The sequence below is a fragment of the Methylobacterium sp. CM6247 genome, from assembly GCF_054817925.1.
The window spans coordinates 202,649-223,042 of sequence record NZ_JBTXKX010000003.1; the positions used below are offsets into that span (position 1 = coordinate 202,649).

21 protein-coding genes are annotated in these 20,394 nt (G+C 67.7%); 6 read left to right on the forward strand and 15 right to left on the reverse strand.

Going from position 1 to position 20,394, the window contains the following annotated elements:
• Positions 1 to 81: 81 nt before the first annotated feature.
• Complete coding sequence (locus tag ACYQOP_RS01795) at positions 82 to 984, reverse strand: LysR family transcriptional regulator (protein ID WP_461220885.1); 903 nt, start codon at positions 982 to 984, stop codon at positions 82 to 84.
• Positions 985 to 1,082: 98 nt separating this feature from the next.
• On the opposite strand from ACYQOP_RS01795, the gene ACYQOP_RS01800 reads away from it, so the two are divergent.
• Positions 1,083 to 2,066, forward strand: a complete 984-nt coding sequence (locus ACYQOP_RS01800) for an aldo/keto reductase (protein ID WP_461220886.1) — start codon at positions 1,083 to 1,085, stop codon at positions 2,064 to 2,066.
• A gap of 58 nt (positions 2,067 to 2,124) precedes the next feature.
• On the opposite strand, the gene guaA is transcribed toward ACYQOP_RS01800, so the two are convergent.
• A complete protein-coding gene (gene guaA / locus ACYQOP_RS01805; RefSeq protein WP_056432343.1) occupies positions 2,125 to 3,681 on the reverse strand; it encodes a glutamine-hydrolyzing GMP synthase in 1,557 nt (518 codons plus the stop codon).
• A 180-nt stretch (positions 3,682 to 3,861) separates the two neighbouring features.
• Between guaA and ACYQOP_RS01810 the strand changes: the two genes are divergently transcribed.
• Positions 3,862 to 4,089, forward strand: coding sequence for a hypothetical protein (locus tag ACYQOP_RS01810; protein ID WP_056432338.1), 228 nt, complete (start codon positions 3,862 to 3,864; stop codon positions 4,087 to 4,089).
• 87 nt (positions 4,090 to 4,176) lie between these two features.
• Here the strand turns inward: ACYQOP_RS01810 and ACYQOP_RS01815 are convergent, their stop codons facing one another.
• On the reverse strand, positions 4,177 to 5,478 hold the full coding sequence (locus ACYQOP_RS01815) for an RsmB/NOP family class I SAM-dependent RNA methyltransferase (protein WP_461225152.1): 1,302 nt from the start codon (positions 5,476 to 5,478) through the stop codon (positions 4,177 to 4,179).
• Between the two features lie 198 nt (positions 5,479 to 5,676).
• Between ACYQOP_RS01815 and ACYQOP_RS01820 the strand changes: the two genes are divergently transcribed.
• On the forward strand, positions 5,677 to 5,847 hold the full coding sequence (locus ACYQOP_RS01820; RefSeq protein ID WP_207413194.1) for a hypothetical protein: 171 nt from the start codon (positions 5,677 to 5,679) through the stop codon (positions 5,845 to 5,847).
• Between the two features lie 24 nt (positions 5,848 to 5,871).
• Here ACYQOP_RS01820 and panE read toward each other — a convergent pair whose 3' ends face one another.
• The 4 genes from panE to ACYQOP_RS01840 form a co-directional block, all read right to left on the reverse strand.
• Positions 5,872 to 6,810: a 2-dehydropantoate 2-reductase gene (panE, locus tag ACYQOP_RS01825; RefSeq protein WP_461220887.1), complete on the reverse strand. Its 939-nt coding sequence runs from the start codon at positions 6,808 to 6,810 to the stop codon at positions 5,872 to 5,874.
• An 83-nt stretch (positions 6,811 to 6,893) separates the two neighbouring features.
• Positions 6,894 to 7,325, reverse strand: a complete 432-nt coding sequence (locus tag ACYQOP_RS01830; RefSeq protein ID WP_461220889.1) for an MAPEG family protein — start codon at positions 7,323 to 7,325, stop codon at positions 6,894 to 6,896.
• Positions 7,326 to 7,552: 227 nt separating this feature from the next.
• Positions 7,553 to 9,046 carry an IMP dehydrogenase gene (gene guaB / locus ACYQOP_RS01835; protein WP_461220890.1) on the reverse strand — a complete coding sequence of 498 codons (1,494 nt, stop codon included), beginning with the start codon at positions 9,044 to 9,046 and terminating at the stop codon, positions 7,553 to 7,555.
• A 130-nt stretch (positions 9,047 to 9,176) separates the two neighbouring features.
• The gene (locus ACYQOP_RS01840) at positions 9,177 to 10,061 is read right to left on the reverse strand and encodes a DUF3313 domain-containing protein (protein ID WP_461220891.1); all 885 of its coding nucleotides are present in this window, start codon (positions 10,059 to 10,061) and stop codon (positions 9,177 to 9,179) included.
• A 298-nt stretch (positions 10,062 to 10,359) separates the two neighbouring features.
• Between ACYQOP_RS01840 and ACYQOP_RS01845 the strand changes: the two genes are divergently transcribed.
• On the forward strand, positions 10,360 to 11,760 hold the full coding sequence (locus tag ACYQOP_RS01845) for a DHA2 family efflux MFS transporter permease subunit (RefSeq protein WP_461220892.1): 1,401 nt from the start codon (positions 10,360 to 10,362) through the stop codon (positions 11,758 to 11,760).
• Here ACYQOP_RS01845 and ACYQOP_RS01850 read toward each other — a convergent pair.
• The 7 genes from ACYQOP_RS01850 to ACYQOP_RS01880 form a co-directional block, all read right to left on the reverse strand.
• Entirely contained in the window at positions 11,757 to 12,281 is a 525-nt protein-coding gene (locus tag ACYQOP_RS01850; protein ID WP_461220894.1) for a DoxX family protein, read from the reverse strand. The genes ACYQOP_RS01845 and ACYQOP_RS01850 overlap by 4 nt on opposite strands.
• A gap of 118 nt (positions 12,282 to 12,399) precedes the next feature.
• The gene (locus ACYQOP_RS01855) at positions 12,400 to 12,699 is read right to left on the reverse strand and encodes a type II toxin-antitoxin system RelE/ParE family toxin (RefSeq protein WP_461220895.1); all 300 of its coding nucleotides are present in this window, start codon (positions 12,697 to 12,699) and stop codon (positions 12,400 to 12,402) included.
• Positions 12,696 to 12,959, reverse strand: a complete 264-nt coding sequence (locus ACYQOP_RS01860) for a type II toxin-antitoxin system ParD family antitoxin (protein ID WP_207413206.1) — start codon at positions 12,957 to 12,959, stop codon at positions 12,696 to 12,698. The genes ACYQOP_RS01855 and ACYQOP_RS01860 overlap by 4 nt, the downstream gene beginning before the upstream one ends.
• Before the next feature lie 158 nt (positions 12,960 to 13,117).
• Positions 13,118 to 13,243, reverse strand: a complete 126-nt coding sequence (locus ACYQOP_RS01865) for a hypothetical protein (protein WP_280136575.1) — start codon at positions 13,241 to 13,243, stop codon at positions 13,118 to 13,120.
• On the reverse strand, positions 13,240 to 13,527 hold the full coding sequence (locus ACYQOP_RS01870; RefSeq protein ID WP_419951910.1) for a hypothetical protein: 288 nt from the start codon (positions 13,525 to 13,527) through the stop codon (positions 13,240 to 13,242). The genes ACYQOP_RS01865 and ACYQOP_RS01870 overlap by 4 nt, the downstream gene beginning before the upstream one ends.
• A 30-nt stretch (positions 13,528 to 13,557) precedes the next feature.
• The gene (locus tag ACYQOP_RS01875) at positions 13,558 to 14,724 is read right to left on the reverse strand and encodes a multidrug effflux MFS transporter (protein WP_461225154.1); all 1,167 of its coding nucleotides are present in this window, start codon (positions 14,722 to 14,724) and stop codon (positions 13,558 to 13,560) included.
• A 319-nt stretch (positions 14,725 to 15,043) separates the two neighbouring features.
• Complete coding sequence (locus tag ACYQOP_RS01880) at positions 15,044 to 15,637, reverse strand: hypothetical protein (RefSeq protein ID WP_056432306.1); 594 nt, start codon at positions 15,635 to 15,637, stop codon at positions 15,044 to 15,046.
• Positions 15,638 to 15,897: 260 nt separating this feature from the next.
• Between ACYQOP_RS01880 and ACYQOP_RS01885 the strand changes: the two genes are divergently transcribed.
• Together ACYQOP_RS01885 and adh are read left to right on the forward strand one after the other, a co-directional pair.
• Positions 15,898 to 17,337, forward strand: a complete 1,440-nt coding sequence (locus tag ACYQOP_RS01885; protein WP_461220896.1) for a serine hydrolase — start codon at positions 15,898 to 15,900, stop codon at positions 17,335 to 17,337.
• Between the two features lie 480 nt (positions 17,338 to 17,817).
• Complete coding sequence (gene adh / locus ACYQOP_RS01890; RefSeq protein WP_374766856.1) at positions 17,818 to 19,338, forward strand: aldehyde dehydrogenase; 1,521 nt, start codon at positions 17,818 to 17,820, stop codon at positions 19,336 to 19,338.
• 77 nt (positions 19,339 to 19,415) lie between these two features.
• On the opposite strand, the gene thrB is transcribed toward adh, so the two are convergent.
• On the reverse strand, positions 19,416 to 20,381 hold the full coding sequence (gene thrB, locus ACYQOP_RS01895) for a homoserine kinase (protein ID WP_461220898.1): 966 nt from the start codon (positions 20,379 to 20,381) through the stop codon (positions 19,416 to 19,418).
• Positions 20,382 to 20,394: the final 13 nt, after the last annotated feature.

The window sequence follows — 20,394 nt, forward strand, 5'->3', positions numbered from 1 at the left end:
GGCATGCCGGCAGGCCACCGGGGAAGACGCCATGAGCCGGCTGACGGCGAAGGGCGAAACGCGTGGGCTCGCGTCCGTCATTCACGCTTCGCCCGAGGGTGCCTCCCGCATCACCGCAATGAAAGCCCGCAGGGTCGAAGGCACGTGCCGACGCCCGGAATAGTAGAGATGGAAACCCGGAAAGGCCGGGCACCATTCCTCCATCAGCCGCCTCACCCGGCCCTGCGCGAGGGCCTCTGCCGCATAGCCCTCGAAGACGAAGGCAAGGCCGACACCTTGGACCGCCGCCTCGACCATGAGTTCCTGGTCCCCGAAGGTCAGCGGTCCCTCCACCTCGATGTCGCAGGCGGAGCCGTCTCGCTCGAACTCCCATTTGAACAGGCGGCCATCGGGAAAACGCTGACGGATGCAGGCATGGCCAGCGAGATCCTGCGGGCGGCGCGGTATCCCGCGCCCGTCGAGATAGGAGGGCGAGCCGATGACGGCGAAACGCTGCGGTCCGCCGATTGGCAGGGCGATCATGTCCTTCGCCACGCGATCGCCCATGCGGATCCCCGCATCGAAACCGTCCGCCACCACGTCGGTCATGGCGTTGTCGCCGATGATCTCGACGGCGATCTTCGGGTGGCGCACGAGGAGGCGCGTCACCAGCGGCATGAGAATGAGGCGGCAGGCCACGTGAGGCGCATTGATTCTGAGGCTGCCGCTGACCTCAGCACTGAGCAGACGCGCTGCATCCACCGCCTCGCCGATCTCCGCGAGAGCCGGACCCAGCCGCGCCAGGAGAATCGCGCCCGCTTCCGTCACGGCGACGCTGCGCGTGGTGCGATGGAGCAGGCGCACTCCCATCCGCGCCTCAAGGCCACGCAGGGCATGGCTCAGGGCCGAGGGCGAAACGCCAAGCTCCGTGGCGCCTTTGCGAAAGCTGCGATGGCTCGCCACGGACGCGAAGGCGGCGAGATCCGACAGGTCGGCGCGCTGCATTGGTGAAACTCGCTCAGCAGCTCATACGGGATTGTCCAGATTATCGGATGGACCCGGCCCTGTCAGGTTTCGCTTCGACCTCGAACAGGAAATGTCCCATGCAGAAGCGTCCCCTCGGCAGCACAGGCCTCACCCTCTCCGCCCCTGGTCTCGGCTGCATGGGCATGTCCGAATTCTACGGCCCCGCGGATGAGGCCGAGTCCCTGGAGACACTGAACGCTGCGCTCGATATCGGCTACGATTTCCTGGACACCGCCGACACCTACGGGCTCGGCCACAACGAGGAATTGCTCGGCCGCTTCCTTGAGGAGCGCCGCGACCGGGTGGTGCTCGCCACCAAGTTCGGCATCGTGCGCGATGCGGCCGGGTCGCGCCGGATCGACAATACACCCGCCTATATCGCGGCGGCTTGCGACGCTTCGCTGAAGCGCTTGCGCGTCGGGACGATCGATCTCTACTACTGCCACCGCCGCAATCCCGAGACACCGCTGGAGGAGACCATCGGCTCCATGGCGAAGCTCGTCGAGACGGGCAAGGTCCGGGCGCTCGGCCTGTCGGAAGTGTCCCCGGCGACCTTGCGGGCCGCCCATGCCATTTATCCCATTGCCGCCGTCCAGAGCGAGTATTCGCTGTGGAGCCGCACGCCTGAGGACGGGATGCTGGCGACCTGCGCCGAACTTGGCGTGACCTTCGTGGCCTATTCGCCCCTGGGGCGCGGCTTCCTCACGGGCGCCATCGATCCGAAGACCCTGAGCGAGGGTGATTTTCGCAAGGGCAATCCGCGTTTTCAGGGAGAAGCCCTCGCGCAAAACCGGCGCCTCGCCGAGGCGCTCGGCGCCTTCGCCGCGACGCGCGGCGTCACCGCGGCACAGGTTGCCCTGGCCTGGCTGGTGGCCAAGGCGCCCAACGTGGTGCCGATCCCCGGCGCCCGTCGTGCGACGCGGCTCGTAGAGAATGCGGCAGGCGTCGACCTCGCTCTGTCGAGGGAGGAGATCGCGGAACTCGATGCGCTATTCGCCAGGGACGCTGTGGCAGGCGCGCGCTACGCGGCCGGCGGAACCGCCGGCATCGAGGTCATCTGACCCGGATGCACGCGGGCGCTCGCCGGCGCCCGCCCCCATCGAACCGACGGCGCGCCCCTCACTCCCACTCGATCGTGCCGGGCGGCTTCGAGGTGATGTCGTAGGTCACCCGGTTGATGCCCTTCACCTCGTTGATGATGCGGGTGGCGACGCGGCCGAGGAAGGCCATGTCGAAGGGGTAGAAATCCGCCGTCATGCCGTCGACCGAGGTGACCGCGCGGAGCGCACAGACATGGTCGTAGGTGCGGCCGTCGCCCATCACGCCCACGGTCTTCACCGGCAGGATCACCGCGAAGGCCTGCCAGATCGTGTCATAGAGGCCGGCCTTGCGGATCTCGTCGAGATAGATCGCATCGGCTTTCCGCAAAGCCTCCAGCTTCTCGGCCGTGATGGTGCCGGGGCAGCGGATGGCGAGGCCGGGGCCGGGGAACGGGTGGCGGCCGACGAAAGCCTCGGGCAGGCCGAGCTCCTTGCCGAGCACCCGGACCTCGTCCTTGAACAGTTCGCGCAGGGGCTCCACGAGTTGCATGTTCATGCGCTCGGGCAGGCCGCCGACATTGTGGTGGCTCTTGATCGTCACCGAGGGGCCGCCGGTGAAGGACACGCTCTCGATCACGTCCGGGTAGAGCGTCCCCTGGGCCAGGAAGGCGGCGCCGCCGATCTTCTTCGCCTCCTCGTCGAATACGTCGATGAACAGGCGGCCGATGGTCTTGCGCTTGATCTCCGGGTCGCTGACGCCTTCGAGCTCGCCGAGGAACAGCTCCTGCGCCTGAACATGCACCAGGGGGATGTTGTAATGGTCGCGGAACAGCCGCACGACCTCATCGGCCTCGCCCATGCGGAGCAGGCCGTGATCGACGAAGACGCAGGTCAGCTGATCGCCGATCGCCTCGTGGATCAGCACCGCCGCGACCGAGGAATCGACGCCGCCCGACAGGCCGCAGATCACCCGCTCCTTGCCGACCTGCTCGCGGATCTTGGCGATGGCCTCCTCGCGGTAGGCGCCCATGGTCCAGTCACCGGTGCAGCCGGCGATGTCGCGCACGAAGTTGCGGATCAGCAGGGCGCCGTGCGGGGTATGGGCCACCTCCGGGTGGAACTGGACCGCGTAGTAGTTGCGCGACTCGTCGGCCACCGCCGCGAAGGGCGCGTTCTTCGACAGGGCGACGGTGGTGAAACCGTCGGGGAGCTTGGTCACCCGGTCGCCGTGGCTCATCCAGACCGGATAATGCTCGCCCACATGCCAGACGCCCTTAAACAGGGGACAGTCCGAAATGATCTCGATCTCGGCGCGGCCGAACTCGGCATGGTGCCCGCCCTCGACCTCGCCGCCGAGCTGGGCCGCCATTGTCTGCTGGCCGTAACAGATGCCGAAGACCGGCACGCCCGAATCGAACACCACCTGGGGCGTGCGGGGCGAGGCCTCGGTCGTCACCGATTCGGGGCCGCCGGAGAGGATCACGCCCTTCGGCTTCGATTCGGCGAAGGCCTCAGCCGCCTTGGTGAAGGGGACGATCTCGCAATAGACCCCCTCCTCACGCACGCGCCGTGCGATGAGCTGGGTCACCTGGGAGCCGAAATCGACGATGAGGATCTTGTCGTGGTCGGTATTCATGGATCGGAGTTAGACGAGGCCCCGCCATGGTGCAACGCGCAGCGTCCGCAGGGCACACGTCGCCCACATGCATCGGGCGTGGCCTCTGCCTAGCGAAGGACGGAAGGCGGGACAATTAACAAAGGATTCACACAATCTGCGCGATTCATCCCGCCCTTCCAACAGACAGGAGCTTACGCAATGAGAGCAACCCTCTTCGGATTGGCAGCCATCACCCTCGCCGGCATCGGCTCGGCATCGGCTCTGCCGCTCGCCGGCATGACCCTTTCCGCCCCCGCCACCGCGATCGAGCAGGCGCGGGTCGTCTCGCGCACCGTCGTCAGGGGCCCCCGCTGCCGGACGGTCGTGACGAAGCGTCGGGGTCCGTATGGCCGGGTGACGATGGTGCGTACGCGCCGCTGCTTCTGAGCACCGACCTTCGCGCCATCGACTCGGTGGCGCGAAGGCGACGGTGTCGTCGGCCGCCCGGCAAGGAGGGCCGGCGGTCGAGGCGCGTCAGCCGCGTCGTTCCAGGGTGGCGACGTAGAAGCCGTCCGTGCCCGTGAGGGCCGGACTCATCTGCAGGCCGTGCTCGGTGAACCGCACCACCCCTGCGAGGCCCGGCGCATGCTCGGCAGCCACCCGCTCGGCCGGCAGGACCGTCAGCCCGCCATTCGCCCGTGCGAGGATACCGTCGATGGCCGCGTCGTTCTCCTCCCGCAGCAGGGAGCAGGTGATGTAGGTGATCCGCCCGCCCGGCCGCACCAGGCGCGACGCCCGGTCGAGCACCTCGGCCTGGTCCGTGACACGCGCACTGAGGGAGCCGGGGCGCAGCCGCCACTTGGTGTCGGGGTTGCGCCTCCATGTCCCCGAACCGGTGCAGGGCGCGTCGACCACCACCCGGTCCACGGTACCGTCGAGGTCGCCGAGCACATCGGCCCGCGCGCGTCCGGCGCGCGGAGTGCGGATCTCGGCCTCGGCACCCGACCGGCGCAGCCGGTCATGGATCGGCGCGAGCCGGCGCGGATCGTCGTCGGTGGCGATGAGCCGTCCCTGGTTCCGCATCATCGCCGCGAGGGCGAGGGTCTTGCCGCCGCCGCCCGCGCAGAGATCGACCACGGTCTCGCCGGCGCGCGCGCCGGTCAGGGCGCCAGCGATCTGGGAGCCCTCGTCCTGGATCTCGTACCAGCCGTCGAGGAACTCCGGCTCCACATGCAGGGCGGGACCTCGACCATCCTCGCCGATGGGAATGCGCAGGCCATTCGGGGCATGCGGCGTCACCGCCGGCGTCAGATGCGCGAGCCCGGCCAGGGCCGTCTCGCGATCGCGCTTGAGGGTGTTGATCCGGATATCGAGGGGCGCGCGGCGGGCCAGCGCGCGCAGCTCATCGAGCAAGGTATCGCCGAACAGGTGGCCGAGGGAGGGTAGGATCCAGTCCGGCACGTCGCCGGCCACGTGGGGCGGTGCATCGGCGAGCGAGCCCTCGGCGATGGCCGTGCGCTCGGCGTCGGTCAGGGGGTCGGGCGCGAAGCGCTCGCCGGAGAACAACTCGGCGATGGTGGGCGCCGCGAGTCCGTGCTGTAGCCGCAGCATGCCGATGAGGATGGCGCGCGGGGCCTCGTCCCCCATGATCCAGGCGGATGAAGCCCGGCGGCGCAGGGCGTCGTAGACGAGGCTCGCGATGGCCGCGCGGTCGCCGGAACCGGCGAAGCGATGGGCGAGGCCCCAATCCTTGAGGGCATCCGCGGCCGGACGGCGTCGCCCGGCAATGTCGGCGAGCACTTCGATGGCGGCGGAGAGACGGGCGGGAGGGGTCAGGACGAAATCCTCAAGGTTAGGGAAGGGTGACCGCGGTCGATCGTCGCCGCGATACGGTCACGCTTTGAGCCGGGGTTGGACACATTACAGCCGAGCTTCCGGCGAGATCAGCCCTCAGACAGGCAGGGTGGCGGATCTGTCTCGTGGCCTTGCTGCGCCAGAGCCCACTGCGTCAACGTACGGAGCTTCGCAAACGTCATGTCGCCCATCATTCCCCTGACCCTCGCGGGCATCGTCCTCACGAGCGTCGCCGCCTGCTCCACCGCCCCCGCCGTCGATCTGACGCCTCCGCCCCAGCGCCCCTACGATGCAAAAACTCAGCTGGAATACGGCAACCCGCCCCCGCCCCCGCCGGCCCCGCGCTACTGAGCGACCGACTTTCGGGGCCGCCGCTCAGGACGCCTCACGGGCGCGGCGGTTCTCGTAGGCCTTCAGATGCGTGTAGACCCGGTCGAGCATCGGGTGCGCGCCCTCTCGCCCGCGGGAGATGAGATCGCCGATGATGTGATCGGCCTCGATCCGCGCCTGGTTTTCGATGTCACGCAGCATCGAGGCGGTGAAGGCCGACCCCTGCGCGGTCAGCGTCGCCTGCGTGTTCCGCATCACCTTGTCCCGTGGCGCATAGCCGGCATCCTCGGCGATCCCACGACATTCCTCCATCAGCGCCTCGATGAAGGCGAGACCGCCCGGCGCGGCGACGATGTCGCCGACCGTCGCCCGCATCAGGCAGGTCGCCCCGGCGAGCGTCGCCAGGAACGTCCACTTCTCCCACATTTCGAGAACCATCGCCTCGCTCAGACGGGCCTGGAACGCGACGCCCTGCATCAAGGCTTCGATCCGCTCCACCCGCTCGGAACGGCCGCCGGCCCGCTCGCCATAGGTGAGGCTATGGAGCGGGCTCATCATGCGGATCTCGCCATCCGCCGTCACCGTCGCAGCGATGGCGCAGGAGCCGCCGAGAACCCGCTCCGGCCCGAAAGCGGCGTCGAGGATGTCGAGATGGCGCAAGCCGTTGAGGACGGGCAGCACAAGCGTCGTGGGACCGACGGCCGGTGCCACGTCGGCGATGGCGGCGTCGAGGTCGTAGGCCTTGCAGCTGAGGAGGACGAGATCGAAGCCACCGCCCTTCCCCGCCGCGAGATCGGCGGCCGTGAGCGTCGCCGGTTCGGCGATGTGGACGTCGCCCACCGGGCTTTTCACCCGGAGCCCCGACGCGGCCAGAGCCTCGGCCCGGGCCGGCCGCACGAGGAAAGTGACGTCCTTGCCCGCCTCGACGAGGCGCGCTCCGAAATATCCGCCGGTTGCACCGGCGCCGACGACGAGCACGCGCATGGGACGATCCTCAACCTCGATAAGTCTCCCTCTTTACCGGACGAGGGCGGCGACTTTCCAGGCGTGAACGGAAATTCCGAACCTCAGACCCCGATCGGAGCGAGGAAGACGCGCACCGCGAAGACGATCCACATCACCAAAAGCACCAGCGCCCCGAGCGTATAGGCCTGGAAGCGGTAGGGGACGTGGTTCGAGGTGATGTAGACGCCCGCATGCACGGCGCGGGACGCGACGAAGATCCAGGCCAGGACTACGAAGAGAAGATCGGCCTTCTTCGTGTAGAGGGCGAGCGGCACCAGGGCGAAGAACAGCACCGGCAGTTCGAACTGATTCGAGAACGCGTTGGCTGCCTGCTGCGCGCGGGGCGGCCAGTTGCGCTGGCCCATCGAGACCTCGCCGGCCTTCACCGAGCCGGTCCTGACCTCCGCCAGGCGCACGCGGCCGAGCCAAAACATCAGTACGAAGATCAACAGAACCTGCGCGAAGACGGGGGCGAGAATGGCCTGGACGGTCATGATGAAGCCTGTTGGTCCGCATCACCGGCCGAGGGCGGCAAGCGGACCGGCGCAGGGGAGGACGATGGCGGGAGGTTCGAACGGGTTGGACGATCGGTGGATGAGGCCCGTGACACTCGGCCATGCGTCTGACCCGATCAGCACGCCATCGAGGCCGAGTGCCAGTCCGATCCGCGCCGGCACCGGCCAAAGCCGGGTGACGGGACGGATCGGACTGCGTATCGCGGTCAGGCGCGGCTGGGGTAGTTCGGGCTCTCGCGGGTGATGGTCACGTCATGGACGTGGCTCTCGCGCAGGCCCGCATTGGTGATGCGGACGAACTGCGCCTTGTCCTGGAACTCGGGGATGGTCGGCGCGCCGACATAGCCCATGGCCGCACGCAGGCCACCGGCGAGCTGATGCAGCACCGCCGCCACCGGTCCCTTGTAGGGCACCTGCCCTTCGATCCCCTCAGGGACGAGCTTGTGGGTGTCGCTGACCTCGGCCTGGAAGTAGCGGTCGGCCGAGCCGCGCGCCATGGCGCCCACGGAGCCCATGCCCCGGTAGCTCTTGTAGGAGCGGCCCTGGTGCAGGAACACCTCCCCCGGCGCCTCGTCGGTTCCGGCGAGCAGCGAGCCCAGCATCGCCACCGACGCGCCGGCCGCGATCGCCTTGGCGAGATCGCCCGAGAACTTGATGCCGCCATCGGCGATGACCGGCACATCGGCGCGGTCGGCCGCCTCAACCGCTTCCATCAGGGCGGTGAGCTGGGGCACGCCGACGCCGGCCACGATGCGGGTGGTGCAGATCGAACCCGGGCCGATACCGACCTTGATCGCATCCGCACCGGCATCGATCAGCGCCTGGGCGCCGTCGCGGGTGGCGACGTTGCCGGCCACGATCTGCACGGTGTTGGAGAGCTGCTTCACCCGGCGCACGGCGTCGAGCACCTTGATGGAGTGGCCGTGGGCGGTGTCGACCACGATCACGTCGCAGCCCGCATCGATGAGGCGCTCGGCCCGCTCGAAACCGTTATCGCCGGTGGTGGTGGCGGCGGCGACCCGGAGGCGGCCCTGCTCGTCCTTCACCGCGCCCGGATAGGCCACCTGCTTCTCGATATCCTTCACCGTGATCAGGCCGATGCAGCGGTAATGGTCGTCGACCACGAGAAGCTTCTCGATGCGGAACTGGTGAAGCAGGCGCTTGGCCTCCTCCTGGTTCACGCCCTCGCGCACGGTGATGAGCCGGTCGCGGGTCATCAGCTCGGCGACGGTCTCGGAGGGGTTCGTCGCGAAGCGCACGTCGCGGTTGGTGAGGATGCCGACGAGCTTGCCGCGCGAGCCGTTGGGGCCGCGCTCCACCACCGGAATGCCGGAGATGCGGTTCTGCTTCATCAGCGAGAACGCGTCCGCCAGGGTCTCGTCGGGATGGATGGTGATCGGGTTGAGCACCATGCCCGATTCGTACTTCTTGACGAGGCGGACCTGCTCGGCCTGCTCGGCCGGCTCGAGATTGCGGTGGATCACGCCCATGCCGCCGTTCTGGGCCATGGCGATGGCCATCGGCGCCTCGGTGACGGTGTCCATGGCCGAGGCCAGGATCGGCATGTTGAGGTGGATCGTGCGGGTCAGCCGCGACGCGATGCTGACCTCGGTGGGCATCACCGAGGATGCGGCGGGGCGGAGAAGCACGTCGTCGAAGGTCAGGCCCTCGATGATGGAATCCGCGGTGATACGAGCCATGTGCCAACTCCCGAAACGGTGAGAGGCGCCGGACTGGAAACAGCTGTCGGCGCCGAATGCGTTGGCACGGCGCAGTATCATGGGGCCGGACCCTGCGCAAAGGCAGGATCGCGGCATCGCAATGGAAAACTCAGTTGATCGGGTCGCGGGGGCCCTTGTCGGTCCATTCCGGCGGCAGGCCGATATAGTCGCCGACCATACCGTCGATGCCGGGCGCGCGGCCGAACTGCTCGCAATCCGGATCGAGCGGAGCCTCGCCGAGGGTGGTGATGCGGATGCGATTCCAGCTCGGGATAGACAGCGGCTCCTTGAACGGGTCGCGTCCGGTCACGAGGAGCGTGCCGAAATCCTGGCCGAATTCACCCGCCAGATCGTAGGCGTCCCCGGCCGCCGAGAAGCGGGCCTGGTTGGTGAAGGCGTTGGCGCCACCACCCCAGATCATCGCCGCCCGCTGCTGATGACGGCTATCGAGGGCTTCGGCCTCGATGGTGATGCTGCCGAGGCCGATGGGAATACGCGGGATCGGCACGCGGCCGACAGCAGTGGCGAAGCCGACGCCGAGCTGGGACGCGACGGTGATTCCCGCCGAGGTGGCGATGGTCGCGCCGGCGGCCGGGACGTTGGTGAGTTCCACACGGGTGACGGCGGACCGGATCGTGAGATCGGCCTTCTTGGTGGAGACCACGTCGTAGCGCAGCGACAACTCGTAGCAGAGCGCACGGTCGGCCGCGTTGGCGATCAGGCGGCGCTCGACGCTGTTGAGACCGGGCCCGGAGATCGATTCCGGAAATGCCGCCGGGATGATGCGGACCGTCCGCGTCGCCGCGAGGGTCGGCTGATCTGCATAGAGTTTCGCCCCGGTCGCCACTTCGGTGCTTCCATTGAGGCGGTCGTAGCGGGTGAGCGACCCGCTTTCATTGAGAATGACGGTGCCGCAACCGGCGACCATGAGCAGCAGGCCCAGAACCCCACCGATGAGGGGCGAGCGTCGACAGGTTTCGAACCGCGAGGGCATTCAATATCTTTCGCGCAAAATGGCGGCGGTGGCTCGCTCGACCGACGTGATACGAGACAGCCGAATTGTTGCTGAGCTTAAGGCCGTATCGACGCCCCCGAAAGCGGGCCATGCCGGCCTGACGACTTGAAGCCCGCACCTGTGGCTCGTGGGTCACGGTCGTCCACCACGTGCGACACCGCACGCCTCATCCACAGCCACCATCATTTGTGTGGATGTTCGTTCAAGAGCCGAGTTGCGCCCCCTCGACGCCGTGACGGAACCGGGCGGCTTTAGCCGCGCTACCTACGCGATCCCCATGCGCCCATCCCAAATCGTCCCCCTCGTCGTCGCCACGGCCCTGTTCATGGAGAACACCGATTCCACGGTGATCGCCACGGCCCTGCCGGCCATCGCCCGCAGCCTCAACGAGGATCCGATCGCCCTCAAGCTCGCGCTCACGGCGTATCTCGTCAGCCTCGCGATCTTCATCCCGATCAGCGGCTGGATGGCCGACCGCTATGGCGCGCGCACGATCTTTCGCGCCGCCCTCGTGGTGTTCATGGCGGGGTCGCTGGCCTGCGCCGCGTCCGATTCGCTCGGCGCCTTCGTCGCGGCGCGCGCGTTCCAGGGCATTGGCGGGGCGATGATGGTGCCGGTCGGCCGTCTCCTCATCCTCCGGGCGGTGCCGAAGAGTGAACTCGTCAGCGCCCTCGCCTACCTCACGATCCCGGCCCTGATCGGCCCGATCATGGGGCCGCCGCTGGGTGGGCTGATCACCACCTATCTCGACTGGCGCTGGATCTTCTTCATCAACATCCCGATCGGCTTGGCCGGAATCGTGCTGTCCACGATCTATTTCGAGAACATCCGCGAGCCGACTCGGCCGCCCCTCGACGTCCTCGGGTTCCTGCTATCCGGAACAGGACTCGCCACGCTGATGCTCGGCCTCGCCTCCCTCGGGCGCCACCTCCTGCCGGATTACGTGTCCTGGGGCTGCCTCGGCGGCGGCGCCATCTTGCTCGCGCTCTACCTCGCCCATTCCCGCCGGGTCGAGCATCCGGTGATCCGCCTCGACCTGCTGAGATACCCGACCTTCCGCGCGGCGGTGACCGGTGGCAGCCTGTTCCGCATCGGCACCGGTGCGATCCCGTTCCTGCTGCCGCTGATGCTGCAGATCGGCTTCGGCCTCGATCCGCTGCAATCGGGCCTTCTCACTTTCGCCGCGGCGGCAGGCGCGCTCCTCATCAAGATCATCGGGCCGCGCATCCTGCGAGCCTACGGCTTCCGCCGGGTGATGCTGTTCAACGCCGTCGTGGCCTCTTGCTTCCTCGCGGTGAACGGCCTGTTCACGGCGCAGACGCCGCATTGGCTCATCATCGGCATCCTGCTGGTCGGCGGCTGCGTCAGGTCGCTGCAATTCACCTGCGTCAACGCCATCGCGTATGCCGATCTCGACAAGCGGGAGATGAGTTCGGCGACGAGCCTGGCGAGCGTGGCGCAGCAATTGTCCCTCAGCCTCGGCGTCTCCATCGGAGCCCTGGCCCTTGAGACGGCCGCCGCGCAGCATGGCCGCACCGCCATCGAGGCCGGCGATTTCTGGCCCGCCTTCCTTACCGTCGCGCTGATCTCGTCCGCTTCCCTCTTCGCCTTCCTGCGGCTGAAGCCGGATGCGGGCGCGGAGGTGTCGGGTCAGCGTCTCGCATCGAAGGGCGTTTAGGCCGCCGCGCGGCTCGACGGCCGGGCGGGGCTGCGCTTCGGTCCCTTCGCGGATTTCGTGTTGGCATTGGCGGATTGCGGCCGGGCAGGCGCGCGCACGGGCGCTTCGCGGCTGGATTGGCGCCAACCCTGCCAGCTCCAAGCCCCCGGACCGGTGAGGGCGTAGATGAGGAAGCCGCCGGCGAGGCCGAGATCGGCCAGGAACAGGGTGCGCTCGGTCATCGCCGCCGCGCCGGAATAGGCCCAGAACCCGTGCAGCAGCACCGCCATCGCGACGGCGAACCCCGCCAGGGCGAAACCGGTGATACGCGGCAGGACACCGAGGATCAGCGCCAGCGGCCCGAAGACCTGAACCACCACGGCCGCCGTGGCGACGGCATTGGGAGACGGCATCCCGGCCCCGGCCAGCGCCAGCGCGAAGCCCGAGACGTTGAGCGCACGCGCGATGCCGGTGGGCAGCAGCGCCGCCGCCAGCAACAGGCGCGACGCAAGGAGGATTCCGTCCTGGCTCCGACCGAACACGCGCGAACTCCGTCCCTGACCCATCGAGATCGGGAGAATGCGTGAGACCGGCTGAAGACGGCGTTAAGGGGTGTCAACCGGGCTCATTCACCTGGGGAAACAGGCGAATCGGACATGGCTATGGAGAGGGGAACAAGATCGGCCCGTAATCCTGGGCGCCATGCAGGATGTGGACGATGTCGATCGTCGCGGCACCGACACGATAGAAGATGAGATAGTTTCCATACGTCCGGACGCGGATGCCCCTGCGCTCGTATCGCCGCACAACGGGGAAACCGAGAGGCGCATCGGCCAGACGTTCGCAACAGGCGATCAACGCCTGGACGAAAGCGGCGACGCGAGCCGGATTGTCGCCGGAAATGTAATCGCCGATCCGTTCCAGATCCGCTTCTGCGGTTTCGGCGAAGACGACGATCATGCCTCGGTGACGGTCGACCGGTTGCCGTACCGCGTCGCCAGACGCGCGGCGACTTCGCTTGCCGGGTTGAGCCGGCCTTCATCGGCATCGGCAAGTCCGCGCTCGATGGCAGCGTCGAGCGCCGCCAGTCGATTCTCCCGCTCCTCCAAGAGGCGCACGCCCTCGCGCAACACGTCGCTACGGGATTGGAAGCGCCCGTTCTCCACGAGTGTTGAAACGTAGCTCTCGATCCTGGGGCCGAGGTCGGCACTTGTCGGCATCGCCGCCGCTCCCTGTCTACCGGAGGTCATGGTCTAGGACCGGTCATCGCCCGATCATCGCTATCAGGTATCCCCTATGCGGCGAAGGACATTTCGCCGACGCGCCGCTCCCCCCGACGAAACCGGCTGAAGACGGCGTTAAAGCTTGGAGCCGGCGCTCACTCGCCCGGGGAGCGACGCTCCGCCTTCGCCAGCGAGCGCTCATGCAGCAGAACTGCGAGCCAGCCGACGCCGACGGCGAGTAACGGCGTGAAGACGAAGGCGATCGCGTAGGAGGTGCTCATTGATCGAGCCCTTTCAGGACACGGCGTGCAGCCAGATGTAGGCCTCCGGCGCCGAGAATCCAAACGAGGACGCCGCCGATCATCTCGAACGGCCCAGACAGGGCTCGAAAATTTCCTACATTGTACAGGAAGCCCGCGACCGGCGTGGCGATCCCGACCGTGAAGCACGCCGTCGAGGCCCGGTCCAACGCGTTGGCGAGCAGCTTCGTCTGCTCGATCATAGATGGCTTCATCGGATCGCCCGCTTTTCCATCAACGATAAGCGTGGCAGACTCGAAGTTCAACTTATGGTCGCCGTCGAACCGGCGCGATTCTCACCCCGACACCCCACCCCGGAACAACCGCCCGCGCTCGGTCCAGGCGACGACGAGAAGCGCGGAGCCTCCGAGTCCGGCATAGCCGATGCCGAGGGGAAGCACGGTGCCGTCGAAGGCCTGACCGATGACGAAACCGCAGAAAGCGCCGAGGATCGTCGTGTAGAAGCCGAGGAAGGACGAAGCCGTGCCGGCGATCTCGCCGAGGGGCTGCAGGGCCAGCGCGTTGAAGTTCGGCATGGCGAAGCTGATCATGAACTGGTTGCAGGCGAGCACCGTCAGGAACAGCCACAGCGGCGGATGCCCGGCATAGGCGAGCCCGATTGCGACCTGGGCCAGCGCCACCGCCACGAACAGGGTGAGGCCCACATGCGAGAGCGGCCGCATCCCGAGCCGCCGCACCAGGCGGGCATTGACGAGGGTCGCCGCCCCCATGGCCCCGGCCACGAGGGCGAAGGCGAGCGGGAACAGCCCGCCGAGCTGGTAGAGCCCGGTATCGAAGACCTGCTGGGCCGAGCCGACATAGCCCATGATACAGCCGGTCAGTAGCCCGAGGGCGGTGGCGTAGCCGACCGCCACGCGGGTGCGGAAGGTCAGGGCGACCGCCTGACCGATGGAGCGCAGCGAGAGCGGACGCCGGTATTCCGGGTGCAGCGTCTCCGGCATGCGCCAGGAGAACCAGAGGGTGAGGATGCCGGCCAGGGCCAGCATGGACACGAAGACATAGTGCCAGGAGCCGAGCAGCAGCATCGCCCCGCCGATGGCGGGCGCGATCATCGGCACGATGAGGAACACCATCATGATCAGCGACATGACGCTGGCCATTTCGCGCCCCGAATAACGGTCGCGAACGATGGCGGTGGAGAGGACGCGCCCACCCGCCGCCCCGATCCCCTGGATGACGCGGGCGGCCAGCAGCCATTCGAAGGACGGCGCGACCATGGCGAGGCCCGTGCCCGCCCCGTAGACCGCCAGACTCCCGAGCAGCACCCGCCGGCGCCCCAGCGCATCCGAGACCGGCCCGTAGACGATCTGGGCCACGCCAAACCCGATCATGTAGACATAGACGAGAAGCTGCAGCGCATTCGGATCGGCGACCGAGAACCGCGCCTGGATCGCCGGAAAGGCCGGCAGCAGGTTGTCGATGGAGATGGCGGTCACCGCCATCATCAGGGCGACAATGCCGACGAATTCGCCGAAGCCCGGACCGTTCCAAACCGGTCCGACGGGCGGGAGAGCCCGTGCCGATCCCGGCTGATCGCCCGGCGGAACCGGCCTCGAGGGTACAGTCACTCGTCTTGAGCCTCTTTGCGATCGCCGGCTCCCGGGCCGGCGATATCATGGTGGAAAGTGCGCGGCCGGACCTTCGGTTGCGCGCCCCTTCGCTGGGATGCGCGTTCGAGACGAGTCTCCGTGCCGGCGGCGACGATGGTCACCCGATCGCATCCCGGTTGCCCGGCATCGTCGCCCGCCATGCCGAGTGGCGTTACTGGCTTCCGCCCGCCACTTGACCGAGCTTGTCGATGTTCTGGGTGACGAGGGCGATGTTGCCATCGGACGGCTTCTTCGGCTCACCGGCGGCGATCGCCTCGTTGATGTCCTTCAGCGCGGCTGCCTTGTCCTTCGGCTTCATCTTCTTGTCGGCTTCGACGGCGGTAAGCTGCTTCTTCAGCAGGGGCACGACGCCGACATAGGTCTTCGTCTCGGGGTCGATGCCTTCCAGCACCGCCTCGACGCTGTCGGCCGCGTCCTGCAGGTCGTCGACGCTGGCAAAGCCATTCTTCTTCGCGATCGCCACGGCCTGGGCCTGAACCTTCGGATCGGGCTTGTCCGCGTTGCCGCCAGGGAGCTTCGCCAGTTCGGGCTGCGCGGCCACGAGGCCGTCGATCAGTGCCTGGGTCAGGGCGACCTCCTTCTGCTCCTCGGCCTCGGGGGCCTGAGCGGGAGCGGCGGGGGCTGGGGCGGCTTTGGCGGGTGCCGGTGCCTTCTGCGGCGCCTGGGCGAAGCTGACCTGCGAGACCAGGGCGGAGGTACCGAAGGCGAGGGACGCTGCCAGCAGGGCGCGAGTGGTGCGGCTCATGGATGTCTCTTCCTGTTACGTGGTTGGGGAAGGGCCGTCATCGGCGGAGCGGGTCCGACCGTGACGGATGGCTTCGTCCGTCGGCACGAAGGCGGGCCATGTTGCCGAGCTTCGGGGCGAAACAGTGATCTCGGCGCCGAGGCCGATCACGGTTTCGCGGGAATGCCGGCGATGTCGACCGGGGGGTGGCGCTCCCGCGCAACCACGCCACATTCCCGCGCAACCTTGGCAGGATCGCAGCCGACGGATCACCGCGCCCTATGCTCTCACGCTTCCTCGCCGGCGCTTGCGCCATGTTGATGCTGCTCGGCGCGGCGACCGCGCAGGAGCCGGCTCCCGGCACGGCCATCGACGGCGAAACGGAGGCGTTCTCACGCAAGGCCGCCGCTTTGATGGAATCCCATGCGGAGGGCGGCGTCTTCTCGGGTGCCGTGATCGTGGCGCGGGACGGCATCCCTCTGTTCCGCCACGCCTACGGCATGGCCGACCGCGAATGGGCGATCCCCAACACGCCGGACACGGTGTTTCGCATCGGCTCCATCACGAAGCAGTTCACCGCGGCGGCGATCCTGAAACTCGCCGAGGCCGGTTCCCTCTCCCTCGACGATCCCGCTATCCGCTACCTGCCGGAACTGCCGCAGGCCTGGGCTGCGATGACGATCCGGATGCTGCTCAACCACAGTTCCGGCCTGCCCAACGTCACCGCCCTGCCGGGCTACGCGACGCAACTCGGGCGGATCGAGCGCTCGCCGATGGAGACGGTGGCCCTCCTCTACCGCGAGGACCTGCTGTTTCCGCCGGGGAGCGGCCACGAATACAGCAATACCGGCTACATCCTCCTCGCCGGCTTGATCGAGCGGATCACCGGCCAGAGTTTCGCGCGCTACCTCAACGACGCAATCCTGGCGCCGGCTGGATTGGCCTCGACCCGGGACGCCGATCCCGGCGCCATCCTCCCCCGGCGCGCCAACGGTTACCGCCGCGTCTCTGGCGAATGGCGCCACGCCCTGCCCCTGGCCGCCAGCGCCCCGTCGGGTGCCGGCATGCTGGCCTCGACCCTCGACGATCTCGTCGCCTGGGACAGGGCGCTGTTCTCCGGCCGTGTGCTGTCGGAGGCGTCGCGCCGGGCCATGGTGACGGATTACGGCCACGGCTACGGCCTCGGTTTGTATATCGGCACCGCCTACGGGCAGCGCCTGTGGTCGCATGGCGGGTTCATCAGCGGGTTCAGCGCGATCAAGGATTTCTATCCCGATCTCGGCCTCACCATCGTGGTACTCGGCAATTCCGAGATCGTGCCGGCCCAGGCCCTCTCGCGACAACTCGCGGCCCTCTATCTGGGCGAGCCGGCGCGCACTGAGATCAGCGTCGGCCAGACCGTTCTCGACCGCTATGTCGGCTTCTACCGGACCGGACCGCGCTCGGTCCTGGGCATCACCCGCGACGGCGACCGCCTGACGGCACTGGCGGTCAGTCAGGGATCGGCCGAGTCCCGCATCACCCTCGTCGCCGAGAGCGACAGGGCCTTCGTGGCGGAGAACGGCGCGATCCGCGTGGCTTTCGACATCGAACCTGACGGACGCGCCACGGGCGTGATGATCCACCGCGACGGCATCGAACGGGCCGGTCCCAGGATCGATCGGGCCATCGCCCGGCGGATCACCGCACGCCGCTTCACCCGGCTGCCGTCGGGACGGTGAGTGTCTTGCCTGACCCCAAACTCGGGTTGATACCGTCCGGTTTGTGGGGACTTTCACGCCGGTTCCGACACCCTGACCGTCATTCCGGGTCGCCGAAGGCGAGCCCGGAATCCAGAACCGCTACGGATGCCAGCATCGTCGCTGGGTCGGTCGCATGATCGAGCCGTCCTCGAGACTCGTGGCGGATCTGGATCCCGGGCTCCGCTACACGGCCCCGGGATGACGGCACGTCCCGCTCATTGTCATGCCGAACCCTATCGACCCGAGTTCGAAGGTCTCCGCGCCGCTCCGGCGGCATCGCCAGCCCGCCGGATCGGCGCTAGACTGACCGGGCGCGTCGGTCACCTGCCATAGAATCAGGACCACGTACCGAACCGGGCGAGGACGCTGCTCCAGCCGGTTAGGCCAAAAGTCTATCTTGATTTGTCAATCCGCCCGGCTTCTGCTGGCGCACACAAGAACAACACGGAGGAAACGCACATGAACAAGCCCGAATTCCTGTCGTCAGGTACCAAGGCGCCGTTCTCGGCCCGTTACGAGAACTTCATCGGCGGCCAGTGGGTCGCCCCCGTCGCCGGCCGGTATTTCGAGAACACCTCCCCGGTCACCGGCCGCGTCATCTGCGAGGTCGCCCGTTCGGACGCGCAGGACGTGGAGAAGGCCCTCGATGCGGCCCATGCCGCCAAGGAGGCCTGGGGCCGCACCTCGCCGGGCGAGCGCGCCCTCATCCTCAACCGCATCGCCGACCGGATGGAGGAGAATCTCGACCTGATCGCCCTCGCCGAGACCTGGGACAACGGCAAGCCGATCCGCGAGACGACCAACGCCGACATCCCGCTGGCCATTGACCATTTCCGCTACTTCGCCGGCTGTGTCCGTGCCCAGGAAGGCTCGATCTCCGAGATCGACCACGACACCGTCGCCTACCATTTCCACGAGCCGCTCGGCGTCGTCGGCCAGATCATCCCGTGGAATTTTCCCATCCTGATGGCGGTGTGGAAGCTGGCGCCCGCGCTCGCTGCCGGCAACTGCGTGGTGCTCAAGCCCGCCGAGCAGACCCCAGCCTCGATCCTCGTCGTGGCCGAGCTCATCGCCGACCTGCTGCCGCCGGGCACTCTCAACATCGTCAACGGCTTCGGCCTGGAATGCGGCAAGCCGCTCGCTTCCTCGCCCCGCATCGCCAAGATCGCCTTCACCGGCGAGACGACGACGGGCCGCCTGATCATGCAATACGCCTCGCAGAACCTCATCCCGGTGACGCTGGAACTCGGCGGCAAGTCGCCGAACATCTTCTTCGCCGATGTGGCCAACGAGGATGACGACTTCTTCGACAAGGCCCTCGAAGGCTTCACCATGTTCGCCCTCAACCAGGGTGAGGTCTGCACCTGCCCGAGCCGCGCGCTGGTGCACGAATCGATCTACGACCGCTTCATGGAACGGGCGATCAAGCGCGTCGAGGCGATCACCCAGGGCTCGCCCCTCGACCCGACCACGATGATCGGTGCCCAGGCCTCCGGCGAGCAGCTCGAGAAGATCCTGAGCTACATCGACATCGGCAAGCAGGAAGGCGCCAAGGTCCTCACCGGCGGCGAGCGCAACACCCTCGAAGGCGACCTGGCGGAAGGCTTCTACGTGAAGCCCACCGTGTTCCAGGGCCACAACAAGATGCGCATCTTCCAGGAGGAAATCTTCGGCCCCGTCCTGTCGGTGACGACCTTCAAGGACGATGCCGACGCGCTCTCCATCGCCAACGATACGCTCTACGGCCTCGGCGCCGGCGTCTGGACCCGCGACGGAACCCGCGCCTACCGCTTCGGCCGCGCCATCCAGGCCGGCCGCGTCTGGACCAATTGCTACCACGCCTATCCGGCCCATGCGGCCTTCGGCGGCTACAAGCAGTCCGGCATCGGCCGTGAGAACCACAAGATGATGCTCGACCATTACCAGCAGACCAAGAACATGCTGGTCAGCTACTCGGCCAAGAAGCTCGGCTTCTTCTAGGCCTCAAGGTACGAGACCACCTTGCCCCGGCCGGAAACGGCCGGGGCTTTTTCTTGGCCCCGACCTCTGCGTGGCCGCTATTCGCGCCAGCCGTAATCCCGCGCCTGCGTCGCCGCGCGGTGGAACACCAGCCGGCGGTCGTATTCCAGCGGGTCCTTCGGCTGGACCAGGGCGCCGGGGGGCACGTTGAGCCAGTCGACGAGGCGGGTCAGCATGAAGCGCAGGGCCGCGCCCCGACACAGGATCGGCAGCGCCGCGACCTCGTCGTCCTGCAGACGACGCACGGATTGGTAGCCGGCGATCATCGCCTCGCCCTTCTCGGGGAAGAACGTGCCGTCCGCCTCGAAGCACCAGGCATTGAGGCAGATGGCGAGATCGTAGGCGAAGGCGTCGGTGCAGGCGAAATAGAAGTCGATCAGACCCGACAGGTCGTCGCCGATGAAGAACACGTTGTCGGTGAACAGGTCGGCATGGATCACGCCGGAGGGCAGGCCGCGCGGCCAGCCGGCCTGGAGCACCGCGAGATCGCCGCGCACGCGCTCCGTCAGCCCCTCGGAGACGGTGTCGGCGGCGGGGCCGGCGGCCTCGAACAGCGGCTGCCATGCCTCGACGGAGAGGTTGTTGGCGCGGGTCATGCCGAAATCTCTGCCGGCGCGATGCAGCCCCGCAAGGGCGACGCCCAGCGCCCGGCAATGGTCGGCGGTCGGCCGCTTGACCGACACGCCCTCCAGGAAGCTCACGATCACCGCCGGACGACCGCAGAGCGTGCCCAGCGCCACGCCGTCGCGCCGCGCGATCGGCTGCGGACAGGCGAGTCCGCGCGCGGCGAGGTGCTGCATCAGGTTGAGGAAGAACGGCAGGTCGCCGGCATTCACCCTCTTCTCGTAGAGGGTGAGAATGTAGGAGCCCGCCGTGGTGTGCAGGAAGAAGTTGGTGTTTTCGACGCCCTCGGCGATGCCCTTGTAGGACAGGAGCGTGCCGATCTCGTATTCGGAGAGGAAGGCGGTCAGCGCCTCGTCGGAGACCTCGGTATAGACGGCCACGGGCTTCGCTGAG